The sequence below is a fragment of the Alteromonas sp. KUL49 genome (assembly GCF_006538345.1).
Taxonomy (GTDB): Bacteria; Pseudomonadota; Gammaproteobacteria; order Enterobacterales; family Alteromonadaceae; genus Alteromonas.
This window is the reverse complement of record NZ_BJKL01000002.1, coordinates 437,226-458,384: the sequence shown is the minus strand read 5'-3', so window position 1 is coordinate 458,384 and position 21,159 is coordinate 437,226. Positions and strand designations below refer to the sequence as shown.

18 protein-coding genes are annotated in these 21,159 nt (G+C 44.4%); 10 read left to right on the top strand and 8 right to left on the bottom strand.

Annotated elements, in window-relative coordinates; all coding sequences use genetic code 11:
• Positions 1 to 284: 284 nt before the first annotated feature.
• Both nadC and EYS00_RS05135 read right to left on the bottom strand, forming a co-directional pair.
• Complete coding sequence (gene nadC / locus EYS00_RS05140; protein WP_130635478.1) at positions 285 to 1,139, bottom strand: carboxylating nicotinate-nucleotide diphosphorylase; 855 nt, start codon at positions 1,137 to 1,139, stop codon at positions 285 to 287.
• A gap of 19 nt (positions 1,140 to 1,158) precedes the next feature.
• Positions 1,159 to 1,647 (bottom strand): TIGR02281 family clan AA aspartic protease, encoded by a 489-nt coding sequence (locus EYS00_RS05135; protein WP_130635599.1) that lies wholly within the window; start codon positions 1,645 to 1,647, stop codon positions 1,159 to 1,161.
• Between the two features lie 449 nt (positions 1,648 to 2,096).
• Between EYS00_RS05135 and ampD the strand changes: the two genes are divergently transcribed.
• The 6 genes from ampD to lpdA all read left to right on the top strand — a co-directional run bounded on the left by ampD (position 2,097) and on the right by lpdA (position 11,055).
• Complete coding sequence (gene ampD, locus EYS00_RS05130) at positions 2,097 to 2,636, top strand: 1,6-anhydro-N-acetylmuramyl-L-alanine amidase AmpD (RefSeq protein WP_130635477.1); 540 nt, start codon at positions 2,097 to 2,099, stop codon at positions 2,634 to 2,636.
• A gap of 62 nt (positions 2,637 to 2,698) precedes the next feature.
• Positions 2,699 to 3,565, top strand: a complete 867-nt coding sequence (gene ampE, locus EYS00_RS05125) for a beta-lactamase regulator AmpE (protein WP_130635476.1) — start codon at positions 2,699 to 2,701, stop codon at positions 3,563 to 3,565.
• A gap of 317 nt (positions 3,566 to 3,882) precedes the next feature.
• Positions 3,883 to 4,629: a GntR family transcriptional regulator gene (locus EYS00_RS05120; RefSeq protein ID WP_130635475.1), complete on the top strand. Its 747-nt coding sequence runs from the start codon at positions 3,883 to 3,885 to the stop codon at positions 4,627 to 4,629.
• 172 nt (positions 4,630 to 4,801) lie between these two features.
• Positions 4,802 to 7,477 (top strand): pyruvate dehydrogenase (acetyl-transferring), homodimeric type, encoded by a 2,676-nt coding sequence (gene aceE, locus EYS00_RS05115; RefSeq protein WP_130635474.1) that lies wholly within the window; start codon positions 4,802 to 4,804, stop codon positions 7,475 to 7,477.
• A 21-nt stretch (positions 7,478 to 7,498) separates the two neighbouring features.
• The gene (gene aceF / locus EYS00_RS05110) at positions 7,499 to 9,499 is read left to right on the top strand and encodes a dihydrolipoyllysine-residue acetyltransferase (RefSeq protein WP_130635473.1); all 2,001 of its coding nucleotides are present in this window, start codon (positions 7,499 to 7,501) and stop codon (positions 9,497 to 9,499) included.
• Between the two features lie 131 nt (positions 9,500 to 9,630).
• The gene (lpdA, locus tag EYS00_RS05105; RefSeq protein ID WP_130635472.1) at positions 9,631 to 11,055 is read left to right on the top strand and encodes a dihydrolipoyl dehydrogenase; all 1,425 of its coding nucleotides are present in this window, start codon (positions 9,631 to 9,633) and stop codon (positions 11,053 to 11,055) included.
• 65 nt (positions 11,056 to 11,120) lie between these two features.
• Here the strand turns inward: lpdA and EYS00_RS05100 are convergent, their stop codons facing one another.
• The gene (locus EYS00_RS05100) at positions 11,121 to 12,401 is read right to left on the bottom strand and encodes a serine hydrolase (RefSeq protein ID WP_130635471.1); all 1,281 of its coding nucleotides are present in this window, start codon (positions 12,399 to 12,401) and stop codon (positions 11,121 to 11,123) included.
• 121 nt (positions 12,402 to 12,522) lie between these two features.
• Positions 12,523 to 13,569, bottom strand: coding sequence for an AraC family transcriptional regulator (locus EYS00_RS05095; RefSeq protein WP_130635470.1), 1,047 nt, complete (start codon positions 13,567 to 13,569; stop codon positions 12,523 to 12,525).
• Positions 13,570 to 13,778: 209 nt separating this feature from the next.
• Between EYS00_RS05095 and EYS00_RS05090 the strand changes: the two genes are divergently transcribed.
• The 4 genes from EYS00_RS05090 to EYS00_RS05075 all read left to right on the top strand — a co-directional run bounded on the left by EYS00_RS05090 (position 13,779) and on the right by EYS00_RS05075 (position 16,750).
• Positions 13,779 to 14,057, top strand: coding sequence for a DUF1289 domain-containing protein (locus EYS00_RS05090; RefSeq protein WP_130635469.1), 279 nt, complete (start codon positions 13,779 to 13,781; stop codon positions 14,055 to 14,057).
• Between the two features lie 65 nt (positions 14,058 to 14,122).
• Positions 14,123 to 14,944, top strand: a complete 822-nt coding sequence (locus EYS00_RS05085) for an HDOD domain-containing protein (RefSeq protein WP_130635468.1) — start codon at positions 14,123 to 14,125, stop codon at positions 14,942 to 14,944.
• Positions 14,945 to 15,013: 69 nt separating this feature from the next.
• Complete coding sequence (locus EYS00_RS05080) at positions 15,014 to 15,814, top strand: YdiY family protein (protein ID WP_242618651.1); 801 nt, start codon at positions 15,014 to 15,016, stop codon at positions 15,812 to 15,814.
• Between the two features lie 192 nt (positions 15,815 to 16,006).
• Positions 16,007 to 16,750, top strand: coding sequence for a YdiY family protein (locus EYS00_RS05075; RefSeq protein WP_130635467.1), 744 nt, complete (start codon positions 16,007 to 16,009; stop codon positions 16,748 to 16,750).
• A 76-nt stretch (positions 16,751 to 16,826) separates the two neighbouring features.
• Here EYS00_RS05075 and serA read toward each other — a convergent pair whose 3' ends face one another.
• From serA to EYS00_RS05055, 4 genes are all read right to left on the bottom strand, one after another.
• Positions 16,827 to 18,056 carry a phosphoglycerate dehydrogenase gene (serA, locus tag EYS00_RS05070; protein ID WP_130635466.1) on the bottom strand — a complete coding sequence of 410 codons (1,230 nt, stop codon included), beginning with the start codon at positions 18,054 to 18,056 and terminating at the stop codon, positions 16,827 to 16,829.
• Positions 18,057 to 18,145: 89 nt separating this feature from the next.
• Positions 18,146 to 18,802: a ribose-5-phosphate isomerase RpiA gene (rpiA, locus tag EYS00_RS05065; RefSeq protein WP_130635465.1), complete on the bottom strand. Its 657-nt coding sequence runs from the start codon at positions 18,800 to 18,802 to the stop codon at positions 18,146 to 18,148.
• Positions 18,803 to 18,878: 76 nt separating this feature from the next.
• The gene (locus EYS00_RS05060) at positions 18,879 to 19,496 is read right to left on the bottom strand and encodes a 5-formyltetrahydrofolate cyclo-ligase (protein WP_130635464.1); all 618 of its coding nucleotides are present in this window, start codon (positions 19,494 to 19,496) and stop codon (positions 18,879 to 18,881) included.
• Positions 19,497 to 19,498: 2 nt separating this feature from the next.
• On the bottom strand, positions 19,499 to 21,142 hold the full coding sequence (locus EYS00_RS05055; protein ID WP_130635463.1) for an ATP-binding protein: 1,644 nt from the start codon (positions 21,140 to 21,142) through the stop codon (positions 19,499 to 19,501).
• Positions 21,143 to 21,159 lie beyond the last annotated feature (17 nt).

The window sequence follows — 21,159 nt, the reverse complement described above, 5'->3', positions numbered from 1 at the left end:
TGAGTCGCCTCTGGCACGGCCCTGGTACATGTTTTTCAGTATAGAAGGCAATGTGTCACTGACAAGTATCGGAAATTATACCCTTGTTTACCTTTCGATTGTGCTCACTCAACGGTGTGAGAAAAATTCCAGAAAGGTTTGTAAACTTACTATTTATCAACAGTTTGTAATGTTGTTGAAATTTATACTTGGGTATTTTTCAGAACAAGGCGACGAAAAAATAGCGGAGAGATTAGACCAGCGCACTCGGATAATGAGTGCGCTAAAAAGTAACAGGCGTACGTTTATGAAATATGGATCCTAAGCGACAAATCGATAGCTTCCACATGTTTCGTCAGCGCGCCTGAAGATATGTAATCTACACCTAACGTTGCTAATGAACTGAGTCGAGCGTCAGTAATATTGCCAGACACCTCCAGTTTACTTTGGCCGTTATTCAGCGCTACTGACTCTTGTATCTGTTCGTTGGTGAAATTGTCTAACATGATGATATCAGCCTTAGCAGACAACGCCTTTTTGAGCTCGTCGATACTTTCAACTTCAACTTCTACTGGCACTCCAGGCTTCATTGTTTTTGCCGTTGATACTGCTTTTTCAATGCCTCCGCAGGCAAAAATATGGTTTTCCTTAATCAAGAAGGCATCAAACAACCCAATTCGATGGTTTTTACCTCCTCCACACGCAACTGCATACTTTTGCGCTAGTCGGAGTCCAGGCAAGGTTTTGCGGGTGTCGAGAATCTGAGTATTACTGTGTTTGAGGATGTCGGCGTAGTAATGCGTCACAGTTGCCGTTGCCGAAAGGGTTTGTAAGAAGTTTAATGCGGTGCGCTCGCCGGTAAGAATGATTCGAGCGTTACCAGAGAGAGTCGCCAGGGTTGTATTTGCTTCTACCCGATCGCCATCTTTCACATGCCAAGTAATATCTAGTTCGCCATTAAACAGTGCAAACGCTTCAGTTGCCCAAGCTACGCCACAAACCACGCAAGGCTCTCTTGTAATTATGGTTGCGGTGGCTGTGGTTTGTTCGTCGATAAGACAAGCAGTTATGTCATTAGTTAAAAGAACGTCACCACCCAAGTCTTCGCGTAATGCGTTTGAAACTTGTTCGCGAATGGCTACTAGCGTTGGGGCTGTCATAGAATCACACTGTGTTACTTTAGAGGGTACGCAATATTAACCAATCTCCGCGCTGAGTAAACTCCAATTGGCGCAAAACACTCATTCCAAGAAGAATTTCATCCCCTTGCATCCCAGGGTTTAAGTTTGCTTCAACGTCATTGAGTACAATGTCACCAATACGAAGCGTATCTATGCGGGACTCATTGATTCTCACAACGCCATTCGCAGTACTCGCCAATGCTTGCCTGCCAGCTTGCATTTGTAGTCTAGAGGCCAAGTGCGCTGGCACTGCAACATCTGTCGCGCCTGTATCAACTAGGAAAGTCACCTTAGTGCCATTAATAAAGCCGGAAGTAACGTAATGTCCAGCACGATTTTGCTTCAGTCTGACTTCTATGCGATTCCCCACCTGAGAGGAATCGGGAGAAGCGTTTGGATTTACCTGACGGTGCAACAGCTCAGAAAACACCATAATCAACAAGCCAAAAGCGGATATCCAAGCCAGCACAATCATCCACTTACCCATGCTTTTTTGTTCAGTCAAAAGAATTCCTCTTTCAAGTTGTGTGGTAAATGTTGTTTATATCTACGAGAAGTCATGGACCATTCCCTTCACGCCACAGGCCCCTCCATGGGGACTCTGCTTCGGCATCCATGCCTCAGAAGGAAGTGAATGGCCCATGACTTCCCGTTGACTACAGCAATGAAACTCATGAGCCATTCCCTTCACGCCACAAGCCCCTCCATGGGGGCTCTGCTTCGGCATCCATGCCTCAGAAGGAAGTGAATGGCCCATGACTTCCTATCGACTAAAACAACGAAACTCACTAGCCGTTCCTATCACGCAACAAGCCCCCGTTAGTAGCAGCTCTCTGTTCTTATGTAAGACCACGATAGGAAATTATCGTTGCGTTCACAAATATAAGTGTCACACTTTTATAATTAATTGAGCTAAATACAGAAATTTAAACCCGTATGAATTATTACCCATCGGCTGTCCGAGTGGATTGCCCTCATTATGACGAGCGTATCAACGATAGTGATGTCAGCTTGCTTGTTATCCATAATATATCATTACCTCCAGAGGAGTTTGGCGGCGATGGTATACGAGGGCTTTTTACTGGGACACTAGACATCAGTGCTCATTCCTTTTATGCACAGCTCAAGGGGGTAAAAGTATCAGCACACTGTGTGATTTATCGCGATGGCCAGATAGAACAATATGTCCCCTTTAGCCATCGTGCTTGGCATGCAGGTTTGTCTTCCTTTCAAGGTGTCAGCCGTTGTAACGACTACTCTATCGGAATTGAGTTAGAAGGTACTGATACGCTGGCCTATACAGCAGCACAGTATGATGCGCTTGTTGAGTTAACGTGTTTTATCAGAAAGGCTTATCCTCGGATCACCTTGGGTAGAATTGTAGGGCATAATGATATTGCTCCGGGGCGCAAGACGGATCCCGGCATTGCATTTGATTGGGCGTATTTTCGTCAACAAGTTAACCGTAATATTTAGCGGCTGTTGAAATTAGCAGCAACACAACTGAACTTCACTGCAAAAGAGAATAGGGAAGCACTATGATCCTGATGAGTTTGTTATTGGTTTTGAGCATAGAGCGGCTGGTAGCAAAGACGTCTAGGTGGCACGGTGAATTTTACGTTCGTGCCTATCGAGATTGGCTTGAACAAAAAGGGTTGTTATCTGAAAGCACAAAAGAATTAGCCTTGTGGTTTTATATGCTTGCGCCTGCCTTATTAGTGGCGGCCGTAGAGGTTTGGCTCTTGGGCTCAGCATTAACATTTGTATTGCAAACCTTGGTATTGTTTATCGCTATTGGTTGCCCTGCGTTGCGTGCTACGTATAAGTGCTTTCTCAACGCTGCCGATCGCGGTGACTTGCAGGCTTGTAGCATGTATACCGATGAACTTGGTCATTGTGAAAACCAAGGCGATGAGAACTCTGCCAGAGGACAAGGTCGCAGTTTCGGGCAACATCTGACATGGTTGAATTATCAGCACTACGCTGCGGTAATGCTTTGGTTCGTGGCGTTTGGTGCACCTGGTGTTATTTTTTATGTTGTAAGCCGAAGTACTGCAGATTCGTTATGCGCTGCAAAACACCCTCTTGCCACAAGTGCACGACATTTAATGTACGCTCTGGACTTTATTCCAGTGCGAATTACCGCACTAGGGTTATTGTTCATGGGTCACTTCTCTCGTGCGTTGCCCGAATGGGTCAAACATGTGCTCTCACCCGAGACGTCTGCCTATGATGTTTTGACATCGGTTTCTGCAAAAGCAGAGATGCTCAGTGAACAAGAGTTAGAGGCGCAAACTTACAACGCGTCAGTAGAACCTAAAGTATTGGTTAAATTAGCTAAAAGAAATGTAATGTTTTTGCTAGCAGCTACGTCAATACTGACGTTGAGCGGATTCATTGCTTAAAAATAACGTTTAGTTCCCCAACAATTGGTAAAACAAATTTTGACCAATTGTTGGGCTGATGCCCGCTCGAATCACTCTTTTTCTCTCATCAGACCAGTTGCCTTTTTTAACCTTTTTTTCTTATTTTTCAAAAGACAACCTTTCTTATTTACCCTCGTTTTCCCACTTTCTTTCCCTGATAGTATTTACGACGCTCCAGATCTAACCTAAACTAATAAGGTAAATTGGTATTACCAATGAGTGCTGTGAAACCGTATTGTTTACATTTAAAACAACGCACGCAGCGAGATAGATAGGCAGAGGGAAGCAACTCAAGTATGCGTCAGCAACGCAAAAAGCTAGCAGATGTAATTACTGAACAGCTGGAGTCTATGATTCTGGACGGCACGTTGCTGTCAGGACAAAAGCTTCCCCCAGAGCGAGAACTAGCTCTGCAGTTCGATGTGTCGCGACCGTCGCTAAGAGAAGCCATTGGAAATCTGCAAGCAAGAGGTCTAGTAGAGCGTAAACAAGGTGGAGGCACCTTTGTTAATCGCAATTTGAACTCTGCGATGCGAGACCCTTTGATGGCTTTAGTGAGTAAACGACCTGAAACGCAGTTTGATTTGCTCGAATTTAGGCACGCGCTAGAAGGTATGGCTGCTTACTATGCTGCGCTTCGTGGACAACCTGAAGACTATGAAGCGCTAAAACAAGCACTCAATGATTTACCATCGCCAGGGCCGCAAGAAAGTAAGCGAGCGCAGGCTGAAGCGCTAGGGCAGTTTTATGTGATTATGGCAAGAGCCTCTCACAATATGGTACTGCTCCACGTAATGAACACCATGCAAAGCATGCTGGTTGAAAATATTGAGCGCAACTTAGATATGTTGGCGCTGCATACCGATGTAAGTGACGATATAGGCCGTCAGCGTCATGAAATTGTTGAAGCTATAGCGGCGCGAGACCCCGAAGCGGCTCGCCAAGCGTGTAACACGCATCTTGCTTACATTGAGAAAACACTATTGACCATTAACCAGCGAGACAGCCGTGTGCAACGAGCGCTTCGACGGTTAGAAATATAGCGACTTAGGTCGCAGAACAGAATTGCAGCAAGCGGTAGTGGTAGTACACAACACCGCTGCATAAGAAAACACGTTCAAATGAGCGTGAAAAAACAACGTAAATTAAAGTTTCCCTTTTCCCACACCCTATGGCGAAAGGGATTTTCTGTATCAGCAACTATAGGATGGCACCATGACTGATATGATGCACCAAGATGTAGATCCCAATGAAACTAAAGAGTGGATTGATGCGCTAGAGTCGGTTTTAGAAGAGGAAGGCGTAGAACGCGCTCACTTCTTACTTGAAAAACTTATTGATAAAGCACGTCGCAGCGGGGCGCATTTACCGTATGACGCAACGACTGCCTACATCAATACTATTCCAGCAGCACAAGAGCCAAAAATGCCTGGTGATTTGACCATCGAAGCGCGCATCCGTGCGGCTATTCGTTGGAATGCACTGATGATTGTGTTGCGTGCATCTAAGAAAAACCTAGAGCTTGGTGGTCACATTGGTAGCTTCGCATCATCGGCTATGTTTTACGACGTAGGCTTCAATCATTTCTTCAAAGCACCCAATGAAAACCAAGGTGGCGACTTTATCTTCGCGCAGGGCCATATTTCTCCGGGCATTTATGCCCGCTCTTTTATGGAAGGCAACCTCACTGAAGATCAGTTGAACAACTTCCGTCAAGAATGTGAAGGCGAAGGTCTGTCGTCTTATCCGCATCCTCACTTGATGAAGGACTATTGGCAGTTTCCAACAGTATCTATGGGTCTTGGTCCACTTCAGGCTATTTATACTGCTCGTTTCCTTAAGTACTTAACTAACCGCGGTATCAAAGATTGTTCAGACCAGCGCGTATACTGCTACATGGGTGATGGCGAGTGTGATGAGCCAGAAAGCTTGGGTGCAATCGGTCTTGCGTCTCGTGAAGGTCTAGACAACCTTACTTTCGTTATCAATTGTAACCTTCAGCGCCTTGATGGCCCGGTACGTGGTAACGGCAAAATTATCCAAGAGCTTGAAGGAACTTTCCGCGGCGCAGGCTGGGAAGTGGTAAAAGTTATCTGGGGTAGTTATTGGGATGAACTTCTTGCTCGTGATAAATCTGGCAAACTCATTCAGCTTATGAGCGAAACCGTCGACGGTGAATACCAAAACTGTAAGGCTAAAGGCGGCAAGTACACTCGTGAAAACTTCTTCAACAAGTACCCTGAAACAGCGGCGCTTGTAGCAAATATGTCTGACGATGACATCTGGCGTTTGAACCGTGGTGGTCACGATCCAGTTAAAATGTATGCCGCTTATCAAAAAGCGATTGATACTAAAGGTCGTCCGACGGTAATCCTTGCTAAAACCGTTAAAGGTTTCGGTTTAGGTCAATCTGGTGAAGCGCAAAACGTTGCGCACAACGTTAAGAAAATGGACGTTGATTCAATTAAGGCCTTCCGTGACCGTTTCAACATTCCAGTAGCAGACGACAAGATTGCTGATCTGCCTTACTTCAAGTTTGATGATGACAGTGAAGAAATGAAGTATCTTCGTGCTCGTCGTGAAGCTCTAGGCGGTTACCTTCCTGCTCGTCGTGAGCAAGCAGAAGAGCAGCTTGAAATTCCAGAGCTGAGTGCTTTCGATGCTATCTTGAAAGGTTCAGGTGAGCGTCAAGTGTCATCTACAATGACTTTCGTACGTGTGCTCAATGCACTACTGAAAGATAAGAAAATTGGTAAGCGCATTGTTCCAATTATCCCTGATGAAGCTCGTACCTTCGGTATGGAAGGCTTGTTCCGCCAGGTAGGTATTTACGCCAATGAAGGTCAAAAATACGTACCTCAAGATGCAGACCAAGTGGCTTTCTACCGCGAAGATAAGAAAGGTCAGGTACTACAAGAAGGTATCAACGAGCTGGGTGCAATGGCATCTTGGGTAGCCTCTGGTACGTCTTATTCAACCTGTAATGCTACAACTATTCCGTTCTATATCTACTACTCAATGTTCGGTTTCCAACGTGTTGGCGACATGGCATGGGCGGCGGGTGATAGCCAGGCACGTGGTTTCCTATTGGGTGCAACGGCCGGTAGAACGACACTGAATGGAGAAGGTCTACAGCACCAAGACGGTCACTCGCATGTACAAGCTAACCTTATCCCTAACTGTATTACGTACGATCCAACTTACGGTTACGAAGTTGCAGTTATTGTTCAAGACGGTCTACGTCGCATGTACGGTAACAACGAAAATGTTTTCTATTACCTAACATTGATGAACGAAAACTATCAGCACCCTGCAATGCCTGAAGGTGATGATGTTGCTGAACAAATCATCAAAGGTATCTATAAGTTAGAGCGTGTTGAGGCTGCTAAATCTAAGCTTAACGTTCAGCTAATGGGTTCGGGAACTATCTTGAACGAAGTGCGCAAAGCTGCACAGATTCTTGCTGAAGACTACAAAGTTTCTTCTGACGTTTACTCTGTTACCTCATTCAACGAGCTAGCTCGTGAAGGTCAAGATGTTGAGCGTTTCAACATGCTTAACCCAGAAGCAGAGCAAAAAGTTCCTTACATCGGTCAGGTTATTACTAAAGATGCAGGTCCAGCGATTTCTGCCACTGACTATGTGAAGAACTATTCAGACCAAGTACGTGCGTTTATCGACACTGAATACCGTTGTTTAGGTACAGACGGTTTTGGTCGAAGCGATAGCCGTGAAAACTTACGTACTCACTTTGAAGTTAACGCATCATACATCGTTGTTGCATCACTTTACGAACTAGCTCAACGCGGTGACGTTGATAAGAAAGTGGTAGCAGAAGCTATCAAGCGATTTGATATTAACGCTGAAAAACTTAACCCACTTTACGCGTAAGCCAAATAAGGGATTTTACATATGTCAGATATTCAAAAGATTATCGTACCTGATGTAGGCGGTGACGAAGTTGAAGTTATCGAGCTCTGTGTTGCCGCTGGCGACAGCATTGAGGCAGATGAAGGCGTTGTTACTGTTGAGAGTGACAAGGCATCAATGGACATCCCAGCGCCTTTCGAAGGTGAGATTGTAAGCCTGACAGTATCCGTAGGTGACAAAATCAAAGAAGGCGATGTGATTGGTGAAATGAAAGTAGCAGGCGGTGAGACTGCGCCTGAAGCGTCGTCTTCAGACAACGCTGCCAGCGCTGCACCGGCAGAGCCTAAAGTTGAAGCACCAGCGCCAAAAGAAGAGAGCGCGCCTGCTGCTGCGCCAGCTGCTTCTGGTGCAAGCGAAGTGATTGAAGTTGCTGTTCCAGATATCGGTGAAGACGGCGAAGTTGACGTTATCGATGTATTGGTTTCCGTGGGTGACACCATTGAAAAAGAAGATGGTTTGATTACGCTTGAAACCGACAAAGCTACGATGGATGTTCCTTCTACACACGCGGGTACGGTTAAAGAAGTATTTATTAGCACTGGCGACAAAGTCAAAGAAGGCGTAGTAGTCATCAAGCTTGAGATCGCTGGCTCTGGTCCTGCGCCAGCTGAATCTGCATCAACTGCACCTGCTGCACAGGAAAGCGCTGCTCCAGCGCCTGCAGCAGCTAGCAGTGAAACTATTGAAGTCGCAGTACCTGATATTGGTGAAGATGGCGAAGTTGATGTTATTGATGTATTGGTATCAGTTGGCGATACGGTTGAAAAAGAAGACGGCCTAATTACGCTTGAAACTGATAAGGCGACAATGGATGTACCTTCTACCCACGCAGGTACCATCAAAGAAGTTTATATCAGTACAGGCGATAAGGTTAAGCAGGGTACTTTGGTAGTTAAGCTTGAAACTAGCGGTGGTTCATCATCACAAGCTGCGCCAGCGCCAGCGCCAGCTCCTGTTGCTGAGAAGCCAGCAGCTCCAGCACCTGCAGCTAAGCCATCAGCACCACAAGCGAGTGCGCCTGTACCAGCGGCACCAGCGGCAAAAGGTAACGGCAAAGCGCATGCATCACCTTCAGTTCGCCGTGTTGCCCGAGAGTTTGGCGTAGACCTTACGCTAGTCAACGGCACTGGACCTAAAAATCGTATCTTGAAAGAAGACGTTCAAGCTTATGTTAAAGCTGAATTAGCTAAGCCGCGCACAGCAGCTGCAACTTCTAGTGCACCAGTAGGCGACAACGTACTTCAAATCGTTCCGGTTAAGCCTGTAGATCACAGTAAATTTGGCGATATCGAAGAGCAAAAGCTTTCTCGTATTCAAAAGATATCTGGTCCGTTTTTACATCGCAACTGGGCGACTATTCCGCACGTTACACAGTTTGACGAAGCAGACATCACTGATGTTGAAGCGTTCCGTAAAGAACAAAATGCTTATCATGCGAAAATTAAGTCTGGTCTAAAAATTACACCGCTTGTATTCGTGATGAAAGCAGTCGCTAAGGCGCTTGAGAAATACGAATTGTTTAACTCCTCACTGTCTGACGATGGCGAGAGCTTAATCATTAAGAAATTTATCAACATTGGTATTGCGGTTGAAACGCCGGGTGGCCTAGTTGTTCCTGTTATTCGCGACGTGAATAAGAAAGGTATTGAGCAGTTATCTCAAGAACTTATCGAAATATCTAAGAAAGCTCGTGATGGTAAGCTTAAAGCTGCCGACATGCAGGGCGGCACGTTTACCATTTCAAGCCTAGGTGGTATTGGTGGTACTGCATTTACACCTATTGTAAATGCGCCAGAAGTCGCCATATTAGGTGTGTCTAAGTCTGAGATGAAGCCTAAGTGGAATGGTAAAGAATTTGAGCCGCGCCTAATGGTGCCGCTGAGCCTATCTTACGACCACCGAGTAATTGATGGTGCGGTAGGTGCGAGATTCTCCACTGAGGTTGCTGCAAACCTTACTGACTTACGCAGAATCATACTTTAAGTAAAAGGTCGAAAAAGTTTACAATATCAGTAACATTTTCGATTATTTTATACGCCCATTTTGTGGCATTTCGGTTATGCTATTAGACAAACTAATAGCATAACCCTACAAGAACAGGACTGAGGTTCACGATGAGCGAAATTAAAACGCAATTAGTGGTATTAGGGGGCGGACCTGGCGGCTATTCAGCTGCATTCCGTGCAGCCGATTTAGGCATTGAAACAGTTATCATAGACTCACGAGACACTCTAGGTGGTGTTTGTTTGAACGTGGGTTGTATTCCGTCAAAAGCTTTGCTTCACGTTGCTAAAGTCATCAAAGAAGCGAAACATTTGGCTGCTCATGGCGTTACGTTTGGTGAACCAACGTTCGACCTAGATAAAATTCGCGCATATAAGGACGGTGTTGTAGCTAAACTTACTGGCGGCCTAAGCGGCATGTCTAAAATGCGTAAAGTTAAGCACGTTCAAGGCTACGGAAAATTCACAGGCAGCAATGCACTGGAAGTTACTGCAGCTGACGGCTCTACAACAACGGTTACTTTCGAAAACGCAATCATTGCCGCAGGTTCAGAGCCTGTATCTCTGCCTTTCATCCCAGAAGATGATCGCGTAATTGATTCAACTGGCGCGCTTGAAATGAAAGACGTTCCAGAAAAAATGTTGGTACTTGGTGGTGGTATCATCGGCCTAGAAATGGGTACGGTATACGAAGCGCTGGGCTCGAACATCGATGTAGTTGAGTTCTTAGATCAGCTAATTCCTGCTGCTGACAAAGACATTATGAAAGTCTTCATGAAAGACTACAAAGACAAGTTTAATATCATGCTAGAAACCAAAGTAACTGCGGTTGAAGCAAAAGATGATGGCTTGTATGTGTCTTTTGAAGGCAAGAATGCTCCAGCTGAGCAAGTACGCTACGACAAAGTACTTGTAGCCGTTGGTCGTCGTCCAAACGGCAAGCTTATCGGCGCTGAAGCTGCTGGTGTTGCAGTTGACGAACGTGGTTTCATTAACGTAGACAAGCAGCTTCGTACTAACGTTAATCACATTTTCGCGATTGGTGACCTAGTAGGCCAGCCAATGCTTGCTCACAAAGCGGTTCACGAAGGTCACGTTGCTGCCGAAGTTATTGCTGGTAAGAAGCACTACTTCGACCCGCGTTCAATTCCTTCAGTTGCCTACACTGAGCCAGAAGTTGCTTGGGTTGGTCTTACTGAGAAAGAAGCTAAAGAACAAGGTGTTAACTACGAAGCGTCAGTGTTCCCATGGGCGGCATCAGGTCGTGCGATTGCATCAGATGCAACGAATGGTATGACTAAGATGATCTTCGACAAAGATACTGGCCGTGTTATCGGTGGTGCGATTGTTGGTACTAACGCTGGTGAGCTTCTTGGTGAAATCGGTCTTGCAGTAGAAATGGGCGCGGATGCAGAGGACGTTGGTCTTACTGTTCATGCTCACCCAACCCTTTATGAATCAGTAGGCCTTGCAGCTGAGATCTTTGAAGGAAGCATTACCGACTTGCCAAATCCAAAGGCAAAGAAGAAAAAGTAATTTTTTCACAGTAGAATAATGAAAGGGCCAGTCGAGAGACTGGCCCTTTTTCTTTCTGTTTCAGCTTACTTGCTAGCTTGCTGAGTAGACTCAATATGATGCGATAAAAACAACGAAACGAGGTCAAACGATACTGAACCAAAATCCCAAAAGTGTTCGGTTTTTGCGTTAATGTTCACTGCTACCGCCATGTTGTAATCAGGTATTACCATAAGCCAGCTTTGCGCACCTCTTGAAACACCGCCATGATTGGCTTGAAAAAGCTTACCTATGCCTACTCCAAAGTCCGACTCTCTCACCCGCCAACCAATGGCGTAGCCTTGTTCATTGACCTTTCCACTATTCAGTGTCTGTGGCGTCCAAAATGCCTCTCTAGTGGTAGCGCTAATAAAGTCATCATTATTGAACCCAATCCCGAGTCTTACTAAATCAGAGGATGTTGAGATAGACCCACCCCCCGCAAGTCTGTGACTTAAGTCAACGTCTCTCCAAGGTTTGACGAGCTCCCCTTTGTCTTCTTTATGCCAATAAAAGGTCACAAGATTTGAAGCCAAGGATTCATCACTACTCAACTTTTCATTCATATAGGTGTGTTGCATGCCCAAGGGTTGAAGTACTTCATCACGCATAGCATCTTGAAATCGAGAGTTGGTACTTTCTTGTATGACTGTACTCAGTAGAACCGTCCCCAAGCTTGAGTAGCTAAAGTCGTCGCCCGCAGGAAAAAGTAGGTCGCTTTCATCGAACAGTCGCGTCGCGTCCATCACATTGTGGTAGTGCTTGTTTAGTGCAATTGAGCGATATAGCCCTGTTAACTCTGTATTCTCTCCGTAGTGTGGAATTCCAGCCATGTGAGAAGCTAGGTGGCGTGGAGTAATATGGTGCCAGTTGGGATTCAACTGACCCACTGAGAAAGTGGATATTGGGGTGTCTAGCGAAACAAGGTCTCTATCAACTAACTTAGCTAATAATGCCGAAGTGAGTGCTTTTGATGTGCTCCCAACCCGAAAGACAGAGGCAGTTGTCATTGGCGATTTGCTCTCAATGTTTGCCCACCCAGAAGCACCTGCCCAAATGAGTTTTCCGTCAATCGCCACTGCAGCAGATATCCCCGGGCTGTTAATACTTTGTCTGTGCTCTTCAATTATCCTTGATGCTTTTTCACTTGGTATGTGAAAGTTTTGGTCATAAACCTTATTGTCGATTGGGCCAGATTTTGGCACATGAACGTATGACTCACCTAGCATGGGAGCTTCGTGACGGTAAGCGTAAAACTGGTACACGGGCATCAGAAAATAGGTGATAAGGGCAATAATGATGGCTAAGGCAATCAAAAGACGTTTCATGAGTTTCACTCCTAATAAAGAGTGACTACTCTATTGTTACTCTGTCATTAGCGTCTTATCAAAACTGAAGAAACGCTGATCATTTTTGAAAAGGCGCAAAAATATATGTTTTTTCAGTATATTAATTAGGCTTTTCTTGCTCCGATTTTAACTTGCGATAGTCAGTAGGGGTGACTCCAGTGAAATCCTTGAACGCTCTATTGAAAGAGGCAATTGAGTTGAATCCTGCATTAAGCGCATGGGTGAGAATAGGAATCGACTTATCTTGCTGTACAAGTTGTTCACATACTAACGGGATCCGATAGCTATTGAGAAACTTAGAAAAGTTATCGAACCCCAGTTCAACATTAATAAGCGCACGCAACTGATGCTCAGGTAACGCCATTGCGTCGGCCATTTTCGAGACGGTTAATTCACTTTGACAGAAGAATTCAGGTTGCATTAATTGCGTTAACTTTTCGACTTTTGGGCTAGGTATAGGTGTGTCGTTGTTTTTAGTCCTTGTGTTGTGCTCGGTGTTGCGTTGATTTTCGATGTAACGCATGGCAAAAAATGTGGTGAGAACAAACATGAACAACGCATTACTCAGGCTAAATAGCCAGTGGTCTTTTATCGCGCGAAGAAACAGCTCAACCAAAGTAAGCGACAAAGAATACGCGCCGATGATAATGATAGTTTTCAACCTAAAGCCGCGACGGTCTTCGTCCAGATCTTCCCCGTAGTCTCCAAGCGCATCTACAACAATAAAAAAGAGAATAAACATACCGATAATATGGAGGATATCGTGGAAAAACCCTTTGCCTTGAAAAGCGAAGAAAAACACCGCTATCCCGGTTAACCATAAAATTATCCCAACTCGATAGAGCACGGGCAAATTAGTGAAGAGTGACTGGCGGTGTACTTTTTGCCAGTATACAGCGAGTAGGCTGTACGCCGTTAAATCTGTGAGTAACAGCAATAACGGACGAGTCCAGCCATAAATATGGTTTTCAATGGGGGCAGTTAATAGGATATACGCCGCTAAACATACCGCTAGTGCTGTATTTGAATATACCTTTGGTGTTAACTTTGTTGTCATTAAACCAATGAGACACAAAATGCCCGCGGCTTGAAACCGAAAAAGTAAGTCAATTAGCTGAATCTGCGAAAGCGTAATTTCAAGTTGCATGTTTACTACGAATTACTAATAAGTAGATGAAAGCTATCAAAAAGCTATGATTGCTTCGAACTACGGTATATGAAGGGTGCGAGTAATACTACCACTTTGGCCTTTTATATTGTGTATAATCCGCTATACATTTTTGCCAAATTCAAACTGGCATTTCTTTATTGTTGCATGTAGCTTTTAGTCTATCTCCGATTGGACCAACATTTACTATGTCACAACAACCATCTCGTGCGTCTCAACTGGAATTTTTTTCAATTCCTAGTCCGTGCGTTGGTGTTTGTGAGTCAGGACCGCGGGGATTTTGCAAAGGTTGCTACAGAAGCCGTGAAGAACGGCTGTATTGGTTGCAAATAGACGACAGTACTCGACGTACCATTGTTAATGCATGTCAGCGACGTAAAAAAGCAGCGTTAAGGCGAAATGCGAAGCAGCTTGATGAGGAAACTCCTAGTGAGTCGCCAATGCAAGCTAGCTTTTTTGATGAATAAATGCCCGTAGTTTAATGACTTCGGACAAATGAAATTTTAGATAACGTTAAACAGTGGATACTTGCATGTCGTTAGATAAATATGTGGCTTTTGCTACTAAGTCTTTTGCATTACCTGATGTATGTTTACGAATTCGTGGAATATTGGATGATCCTCGTTCTGATGCTGAAGCTATAGGAAAGGTTATCAGTTTAGACCCTTCATTGTGTGCCAAGGTATTACGCTTGGCTAACAGCTCCTTGTTCCGTTTTCCTTCCCAAGTGTCAACAATCACCAAAGCAGTCAACGTTGTTGGTGGTGAAGCTTTATATAACTTAGTAATGGCTGAAACGGCCAATTCAGCGTTTAAATACTTCAACACCAAACTCATTGATTTAGACAAACACTGGTATAAGTCTGTCTATTGCGGCATGGTTGGTCGGTATCTTGGCCGTCAAATGGGTACTCGTGGGAGCGAGCGCTTTTTCGTGATGGGTGTTCTAAAGAACCTCAGTGAATTAGTTGTTGCGAATAAAAGCCCAGATAAATACCAGAAATATTTAAACGACGAGAGTGAATCCTCTCTTGCTGACAAACAACTTACCCATTTCGGCTTTACCTTTGCCGAATGCAGCGGTGCTATTCTAGAAGTTTGGAAGCTTCCTCTCGTACTTTACTACCCGGTAAAGTACTTACACGACCCAGCCAAGCAGGCATCGGATACAGACGTTTCATTGTTTAATGCCGCGAGCTCTTTAGCTGACCTTAAAATGATTCAACCAGATTGCGAATCGGTTGAACTTTTTTTGAACAGTGATATCAATACATTGAATCTTGATAAATCGGCGCTGCTTAAAGCGGTTGAACATGCAGACAAAGAAACCGCAAAAGTTTCGATGATGATGTGAAATATTGCTGTTAATTCAGAAAAATAGTTACGAATTAAAACAATAAACAAAATAAAAGACGCAAGAACAATGACAAAACATTCAGTGTTAAGTTGGAGCGTGCTTGTATGTAGCACTATGGCACCGGCGCTGGTTTATGCAACGCCACGGGATTTGATCGATGATTTATATCACGCCGACATTTCGTCTCCCAATGAAGAACTAAGCTCTTCATTGGACGGTGAGCTTGGTATTTTACTGAGCAGTGGTAATACCTCTGCTAACAGTATCAAAGCCGGGATAAACGCTCACCACGATACCGAAAATTGGAGTAATCGCTATACCGCAGAGTTGCTTTACAAACAGAGTGTGGTGTCAGAGGGAAATAAACAGACGACTGCGCATCGATTTTTCGGCACAGGTCAATTCGACTATAAACTAGGGCGAAAAGATCGTCGACTATTTGTCTACGGTGACTACGAAAACGACCGATTCAATGGTTATGATCATCGTGCTTCACTCGCGGTGGGGTGGTCTCAGCGCTTATGGCGCGATAACATGAGTGCCTTTCGGTACAGTGTTGGGCCTGGCTATTCATTTGTAAAACCTCTCGAAAGTAATAATGTCAATATTGGTGACAGTGTTATCGTGAGAGCGTCAGCTGAGTATGAGTACAAATGGGAGTCGGGCGCTAGATTACGTCAGTTCTTAAGTACCGAAGCAGGTGAGTTTAATACCAAGTCTCGCTCTGAAACATCAGTCTCAGCCAATGTGTTTGGCGAAATGGCAATGAAGTTTTCGGTGGTGCTAAATCATGATTCGGACACCCCAGAAGACGTAGCCTCGTTGAACACTGAAACATCAGTTGCGTTGGTATACCAGTTTTTTTAAGGGTACGTTCAGGTTTCTCGGTGTAAACTCGTTATACTTTTGTAGTGAAACCTGCGTAAACTCGCATGATTGTTTGACTCAATAACAGAGGCGGGTAATATTGCTCCCTTTATACCGTATATTCCCTTAGCGCCGATAATAAAAGCAACATTGAGGTGCTCTAATCCGACTTTTCATTGATCAGGAACGCACATGAAAAAAAGGCTATTAGCTACACTCATTTCATCACTAGTGGTATCAAATTTTGCTTTTGCAGAAGATGAGTTTAAACCATTCACCCTTGAGGGCGAGCTAGGTATTATCGCCACGACTGGTAACACAGAAACTACCTCAATTAACGCCGGTCTAGCAGCGCATCATGAAACGGAAATGTGGAGTAACGACTACATTATCGAGGGATTGTATAAGCGTGAAACCGTAGAGAGAGATGGTGAAGATGTTGAATTTACGTCGGCTCAAAAGTTTTATGCTTCTGCCCAAGGTAACTATAAACTAGAAGATCCTAATAATCGTTTGTTCGGATTCACCTCTTATGAAGATGACCGTTTGAGCAACTTTGATTACCAAGCCACGATTGCAGCAGGTTGGAACCAAAAATTATTTGAAACTGATAAACAGAGCTTTGAATACTCGATTGGTCCGGGTTACGCGTTCGCGGAAACACAAGAGGGTGAAGAGCAGAACAGTTTCATTGTTCGTGCATCAATGGCTTATCAATGGACGATTTCAGATACGGCTAAATTCATTCAAACAGTCAGTACGGAAGTTGGTTCAGAAAATACTAAATCTCGTGCTGAATCTGCACTATCGGCAACGATTAGCGGTAATCTATCCATGAAAGTATCGCTTAAACTCGACCATAACACTGATGTAGCCGACGATATCGATAATTTAGATACAGAGACAGCGGTAACCTTGGTTTACAACTTCTTCTAAATTCCAAGTATCTCGGCTCGAAAACAAAAAACGGCTCCCTTGGAAGCCGTTTTTTTATGACTTAAACACTACTTTACTAGTGAAGAATACGTGTCTTTATAGTGCCAGTGATTTGTTGCAACTGAGCAAGTGCGTCGTAAGCTTTGTCTTCAACTACATCCACTACCACATAACCAATCTCTGCATTCGTTTGTAAGTATTGTGCTTCGATATTGATACCTTTCTCGGCAAACGCTTGGTTAATCTGAGTAAGAATACCAGGTTGGTTTTTGTGTATATGCAGTAATCGCGAACGTCCAGTGTGTTCTGGCAATGACACTTCTGGGAAGTTTACCGCTGATAGTGTAGAGCCGTTGTCGCTGTATTTAGCGAGCTTACCAGCAACTTCAATACCGATATTCTCCTGAGCTTCTTGTGTGCTACCACCCACGTGCGGGGTAAGAATAACGTTATCAAACTGACGAAGCGGAGATACAAACTCTTCGCTGTTTGATTTTGGCTCTACTGGGAATACGTCGATTGCAGCGCCGTTCAAGTGACCACTAGCCATTGCTTCTGTTAATGCATCAATTTCTACAACAGTACCGCGAGATGCATTGATCAAAATTGAGCCTTGCTTCATTTGCGCAAGTTCTTCTTGGCCAATCATATCCTGTGTTTCAGCGGTCTCCGGAACGTGAAGTGATACTACATCAGAGGTATTTAGTAGCTTTTTAAGAGATTTCACTTGCGTAGAGTTACCTAATACAAGTTTGTCTTCAATATCAAAAAATTGCACGCGCATACCCAAGTGTTCAGCGAGGATACTCAGCTGCGTACCGATGTGGCCGTAACCTATAATGCCCAGTGTTTTACCTCGTGCCTCATAAGAGCCAACCGCTGTTTTCTCCCACTCACCACGATGGGCTTTGGCACTTTTGCTGGGTACTTGTCTGAGTAACAAGATGATTTGACCTAACACAAGTTCAGCCACAGAGCGAGTATTTGAGAAAGGTGCGTTAAACACAGGAATACCACGAGCTTGCGTCGCAACCAAATCAACTTGGTTAGTACCAATGCAGAAACAACCGATAGCCACAAGCTTTTGGGCCGCTTCAACCACGTTTTCAGTGATTTGAGTACGTGAGCGAATGCCTACAAAATGCGCATCTTTAACTTTTTCAATGAGTTCGTCCTCCGGAAGGGAAGTCTTGAGGTACTCAATGTTGGTGTAACCGTTGTTCTTGAAGGTTTCCAAAGCACTCTGGTGCACACCCTCAAGTAATAGGATTCGAATTTTATCCTTCGGAAGTGAAACTTTACTCATGAATCAATGTTCTCTCAAAAACTTTAATAGGCATCTAGACGTCTAAACGGAAGTTAGCAGAATTTATCGCCAGTGAAAAGGGATAATTGCTATTCGTAGGTCTCTACGCCGTTATTCGTTGCAGATAGTACGATATCAGCACCACGAAGGGCGAAAATACCATTGGTCACAACACCAGGTATATTGTTGATGCTCTGCTCTAATTCTCTTGGGTTGGTAATACTGAGATTGTGTACGTCAAGAATAACGTTGCCGTTGTCGGTAACAATACCCTGACGATAGACGGGATCACCACCTAACTTAACCAGTTCTCGAGCAACGAAGGAACGAGCCATGGGAATCACTTCAACAGGTAGAGGGAATTTGCCAAGCACAGGTACGCGTTTACTCTCGTCGACAATACATACGAAGGTTTTTGCTGCTCCCGCAACGATTTTTTCGCGAGTAAGCGCAGCGCCGCCACCTTTAATCATATGCTTGTGTTCAGTCACTTCGTCAGCGCCATCGATGTAAACTGATAATTCACCGACGTTGTTGAGTTCGAACACCTCAATACCTAAGGCTTCTAGGCGTTGTGTCGATGCTTCAGAGCTAGACACTGCGCCTTCAATCTTGTTTTTGATTTTACCTAGTTCATCAATGAAAAAATTAATGGTAGAGCCTGTTCCAACACCTACAATGCTGTCTTGTTCTACGTATTGAATAGCGGCTTTAGCCACGGCCTGCTTTTTCGCGTTCTGATCCATGTTCGGGGTCTCTAGGTAAGTTTTGCGGAAGTGTACCTGAAAAGCCTTATTGCCCCTAGTCAAAAACGCTATGATGTTAGTCGTTTTTGAAATGCAATATTCTCGATGGTGTCACTATAGCATCTAGGGGAACGTCCCAGGATTGCACTGGTAGCTGACTGACTTCTTGGCAGTCATGTGCCACGCCAACAAGCTTAGGACGGATCGGCGCATTGCGTATGTTACTCAGCGTTCTGTCGTAGTAACCTCCTCCCATGCCCAGACGATTGCCTTGTCGATCAAATCCTACTAAGGGCATAAGAATCACACTATGGTCACTGATTAAGTGTATATGGTTACAAGCGACCTCAGGCTCAACAATACCGTATTTGTTCTCGGTCATCTGCGTCGTTGGAGTATATGCCAACATGAGCAAGTGGCCTTTATTGACGGGATGAATTACAGGGAGCGTAATGTGCCTTTTATAGGGACCTTGGTGTTGCCATTGAGCGGTTATAAATGACGATAGCGATACCTCACCATCATTTGCTAAATAACCAGCGATAGTGGTGGACTGATGAATAAATTCGCTTTGATTAAGCTGATGTGCAACGGCGATCTCTGCGCTATATTGTTGTTCTGAAGATAGGCTTATTCGAGCCTTGCGTAATGATTTTCTTAACGCTTTTCTATCAAATGAACCATCTCTACTCATTACTAAATTAGTTTACCTATATCGCTGGGGGATAAGAATTGGTTAAGAATATCAATTAGTGCCGTATTGTCGATAGGTTTGGTAAGGATTTCGCTAAACCCATGCTGTGCTAATTCGGCACGCTGATACAATGCATCAGCTGTCAGTGCAACAACGGGGATGTGGGAGGCGGGGCCTGCTTTAATGCGCCTAGTGGCTTCCAGACCATCAATACCCGGAAGGTTGAGATCCATCAAGACTAGGTTAATTGAGTTATTGTTCGCGTATTCTACGCCTTCTTCGCCAGTACTTACGATAGAAATTGGAACGCCCAGTTTTTCGAATACAGTTCTTATCACCACCTGATTGATGTAATGGTCTTCCACTACCAATATGTGAGGATTTTCAATGATATTCAGGTGTCGTGTATTGTCGTTGTTAGAGAGTTTTTGCTGATCAGACATAGTCGATTCGGGGGCAACTACGGAAACAGTCACTCTTGTTCCCTCATTCAGAGCACTTTTAAACTTCATGGTGCCCTTCATCAAATCAATTAGCTGCTTGGTGATATTTAATCCGAGCCCGGTACCTTTGATAGTGTGAGCGTTATCCATGCGCTCGAAGGGTTTGAAAAGTTTATCTTGATCTTCTTGACTAATTCCAATCCCGTCATCTTTTACGGTGAAAACAAGCTTGTCATGCTTGTATTTGATCTGTGCAACAACCTTCTTGCCTGCTGGCGTATATTTGATCGCATTGGATAAAATGTTAAGGGCAATTTGGCTAAACTTGGTGTCATCTAACTCAACCCATTGAGGTACAGATTCGTCAATATTGTAGTCAAACAGGACATTTTCGTCTTCAGAGCGAATTTTCGTCAATGAGAACAGATGAGTGAATAAATCACGAGTATTAACGGTTCTGGCGACGATCCGCATTTTACCTGCTTCAAGCTGTTTCAAATCTAGCACTGAATTGACAATTTCAAGAAGCCGTTCACCGCTCTTACTTATGTGCCCCAATGGCTCAGAAAAAGACAGAGGTAACCGTAGAGATTTTGCCTCCCCTTCTAACAATCGGCTAAACGTATTGATCGCGTTTAACGGCGTTCTTACTTCATGGCTTAAGTACGATAAAAAGTCTGACCTAAATTTATTAGTGCGTTCGAGATCTCTATTTTTTCTGCGCAATTCCAATTGCGCGATGACTGAATGGCTCAGTGTGGTTAACGCTTCTTTTTGAGAGTCTGTCAGCGTTTTTGGTTTATCACTGATTGTACAGAGCGTTCCGATGGCATGACCTGCTGGGGTCACCAAGGGGGCGCCCGCATAAAAGCGAATGTTGGGATCTCCGGTAACCAAAGGGTTGTCATGAAAGCGAGGATCTTCTTTGGCATTCGTAATTTCAAAGACTTCACGTTGCAAGATTGCATGAGAGCAAAATGCGATACTACGCGATGTTTCGGTGGCGTCTAGTCCTACTCTTGACTTAAACCACTGACGGTCAGGATCCACAAGGCTAATTAATGCGATAGGTGTTTCGCAAATTTGTGATGCCAGCAGTGTTAACTCATCAAATAGCTTTTCGGTATCGGTATCGAGTATGTCGTAGCTAAGCAACTCTGCAAGACGTTGAGGTTCACTGTCCGGTACCGGTGCTGATATCATAAATAGTGGTAAACCAA

Coding starts and splice junctions, on each gene's coding strand:
- nadC (WP_130635478.1), bottom strand. CDS start 1,139: ATGACAGCCCCAACGCTAGTAGCCATTCGCGAACAAGTTTCAAACGCA.
- EYS00_RS05135 (WP_130635599.1), bottom strand. CDS start 1,647: ATGGGTAAGTGGATGATTGTGCTGGCTTGGATATCCGCTTTTGGCTTG.
- ampD (WP_130635477.1), top strand. CDS start 2,097: ATGAATTATTACCCATCGGCTGTCCGAGTGGATTGCCCTCATTATGAC.
- ampE (WP_130635476.1), top strand. CDS start 2,699: ATGATCCTGATGAGTTTGTTATTGGTTTTGAGCATAGAGCGGCTGGTA.
- EYS00_RS05120 (WP_130635475.1), top strand. CDS start 3,883: ATGCGTCAGCAACGCAAAAAGCTAGCAGATGTAATTACTGAACAGCTG.
- aceE (WP_130635474.1), top strand. CDS start 4,802: ATGACTGATATGATGCACCAAGATGTAGATCCCAATGAAACTAAAGAG.
- aceF (WP_130635473.1), top strand. CDS start 7,499: ATGTCAGATATTCAAAAGATTATCGTACCTGATGTAGGCGGTGACGAA.
- lpdA (WP_130635472.1), top strand. CDS start 9,631: ATGAGCGAAATTAAAACGCAATTAGTGGTATTAGGGGGCGGACCTGGC.
- EYS00_RS05100 (WP_130635471.1), bottom strand. CDS start 12,401: ATGAAACGTCTTTTGATTGCCTTAGCCATCATTATTGCCCTTATCACC.
- EYS00_RS05095 (WP_130635470.1), bottom strand. CDS start 13,569: ATGCAACTTGAAATTACGCTTTCGCAGATTCAGCTAATTGACTTACTT.
- EYS00_RS05090 (WP_130635469.1), top strand. CDS start 13,779: ATGTCACAACAACCATCTCGTGCGTCTCAACTGGAATTTTTTTCAATT.
- EYS00_RS05085 (WP_130635468.1), top strand. CDS start 14,123: ATGTCGTTAGATAAATATGTGGCTTTTGCTACTAAGTCTTTTGCATTA.
- EYS00_RS05080 (WP_242618651.1), top strand. CDS start 15,014: ATGACAAAACATTCAGTGTTAAGTTGGAGCGTGCTTGTATGTAGCACT.
- EYS00_RS05075 (WP_130635467.1), top strand. CDS start 16,007: ATGAAAAAAAGGCTATTAGCTACACTCATTTCATCACTAGTGGTATCA.
- serA (WP_130635466.1), bottom strand. CDS start 18,056: ATGAGTAAAGTTTCACTTCCGAAGGATAAAATTCGAATCCTATTACTT.
- rpiA (WP_130635465.1), bottom strand. CDS start 18,802: ATGGATCAGAACGCGAAAAAGCAGGCCGTGGCTAAAGCCGCTATTCAA.
- EYS00_RS05060 (WP_130635464.1), bottom strand. CDS start 19,496: ATGAGTAGAGATGGTTCATTTGATAGAAAAGCGTTAAGAAAATCATTA.
- EYS00_RS05055 (WP_130635463.1), bottom strand. CDS start 21,142: ATGATATCAGCACCGGTACCGGACAGTGAACCTCAACGTCTTGCAGAG.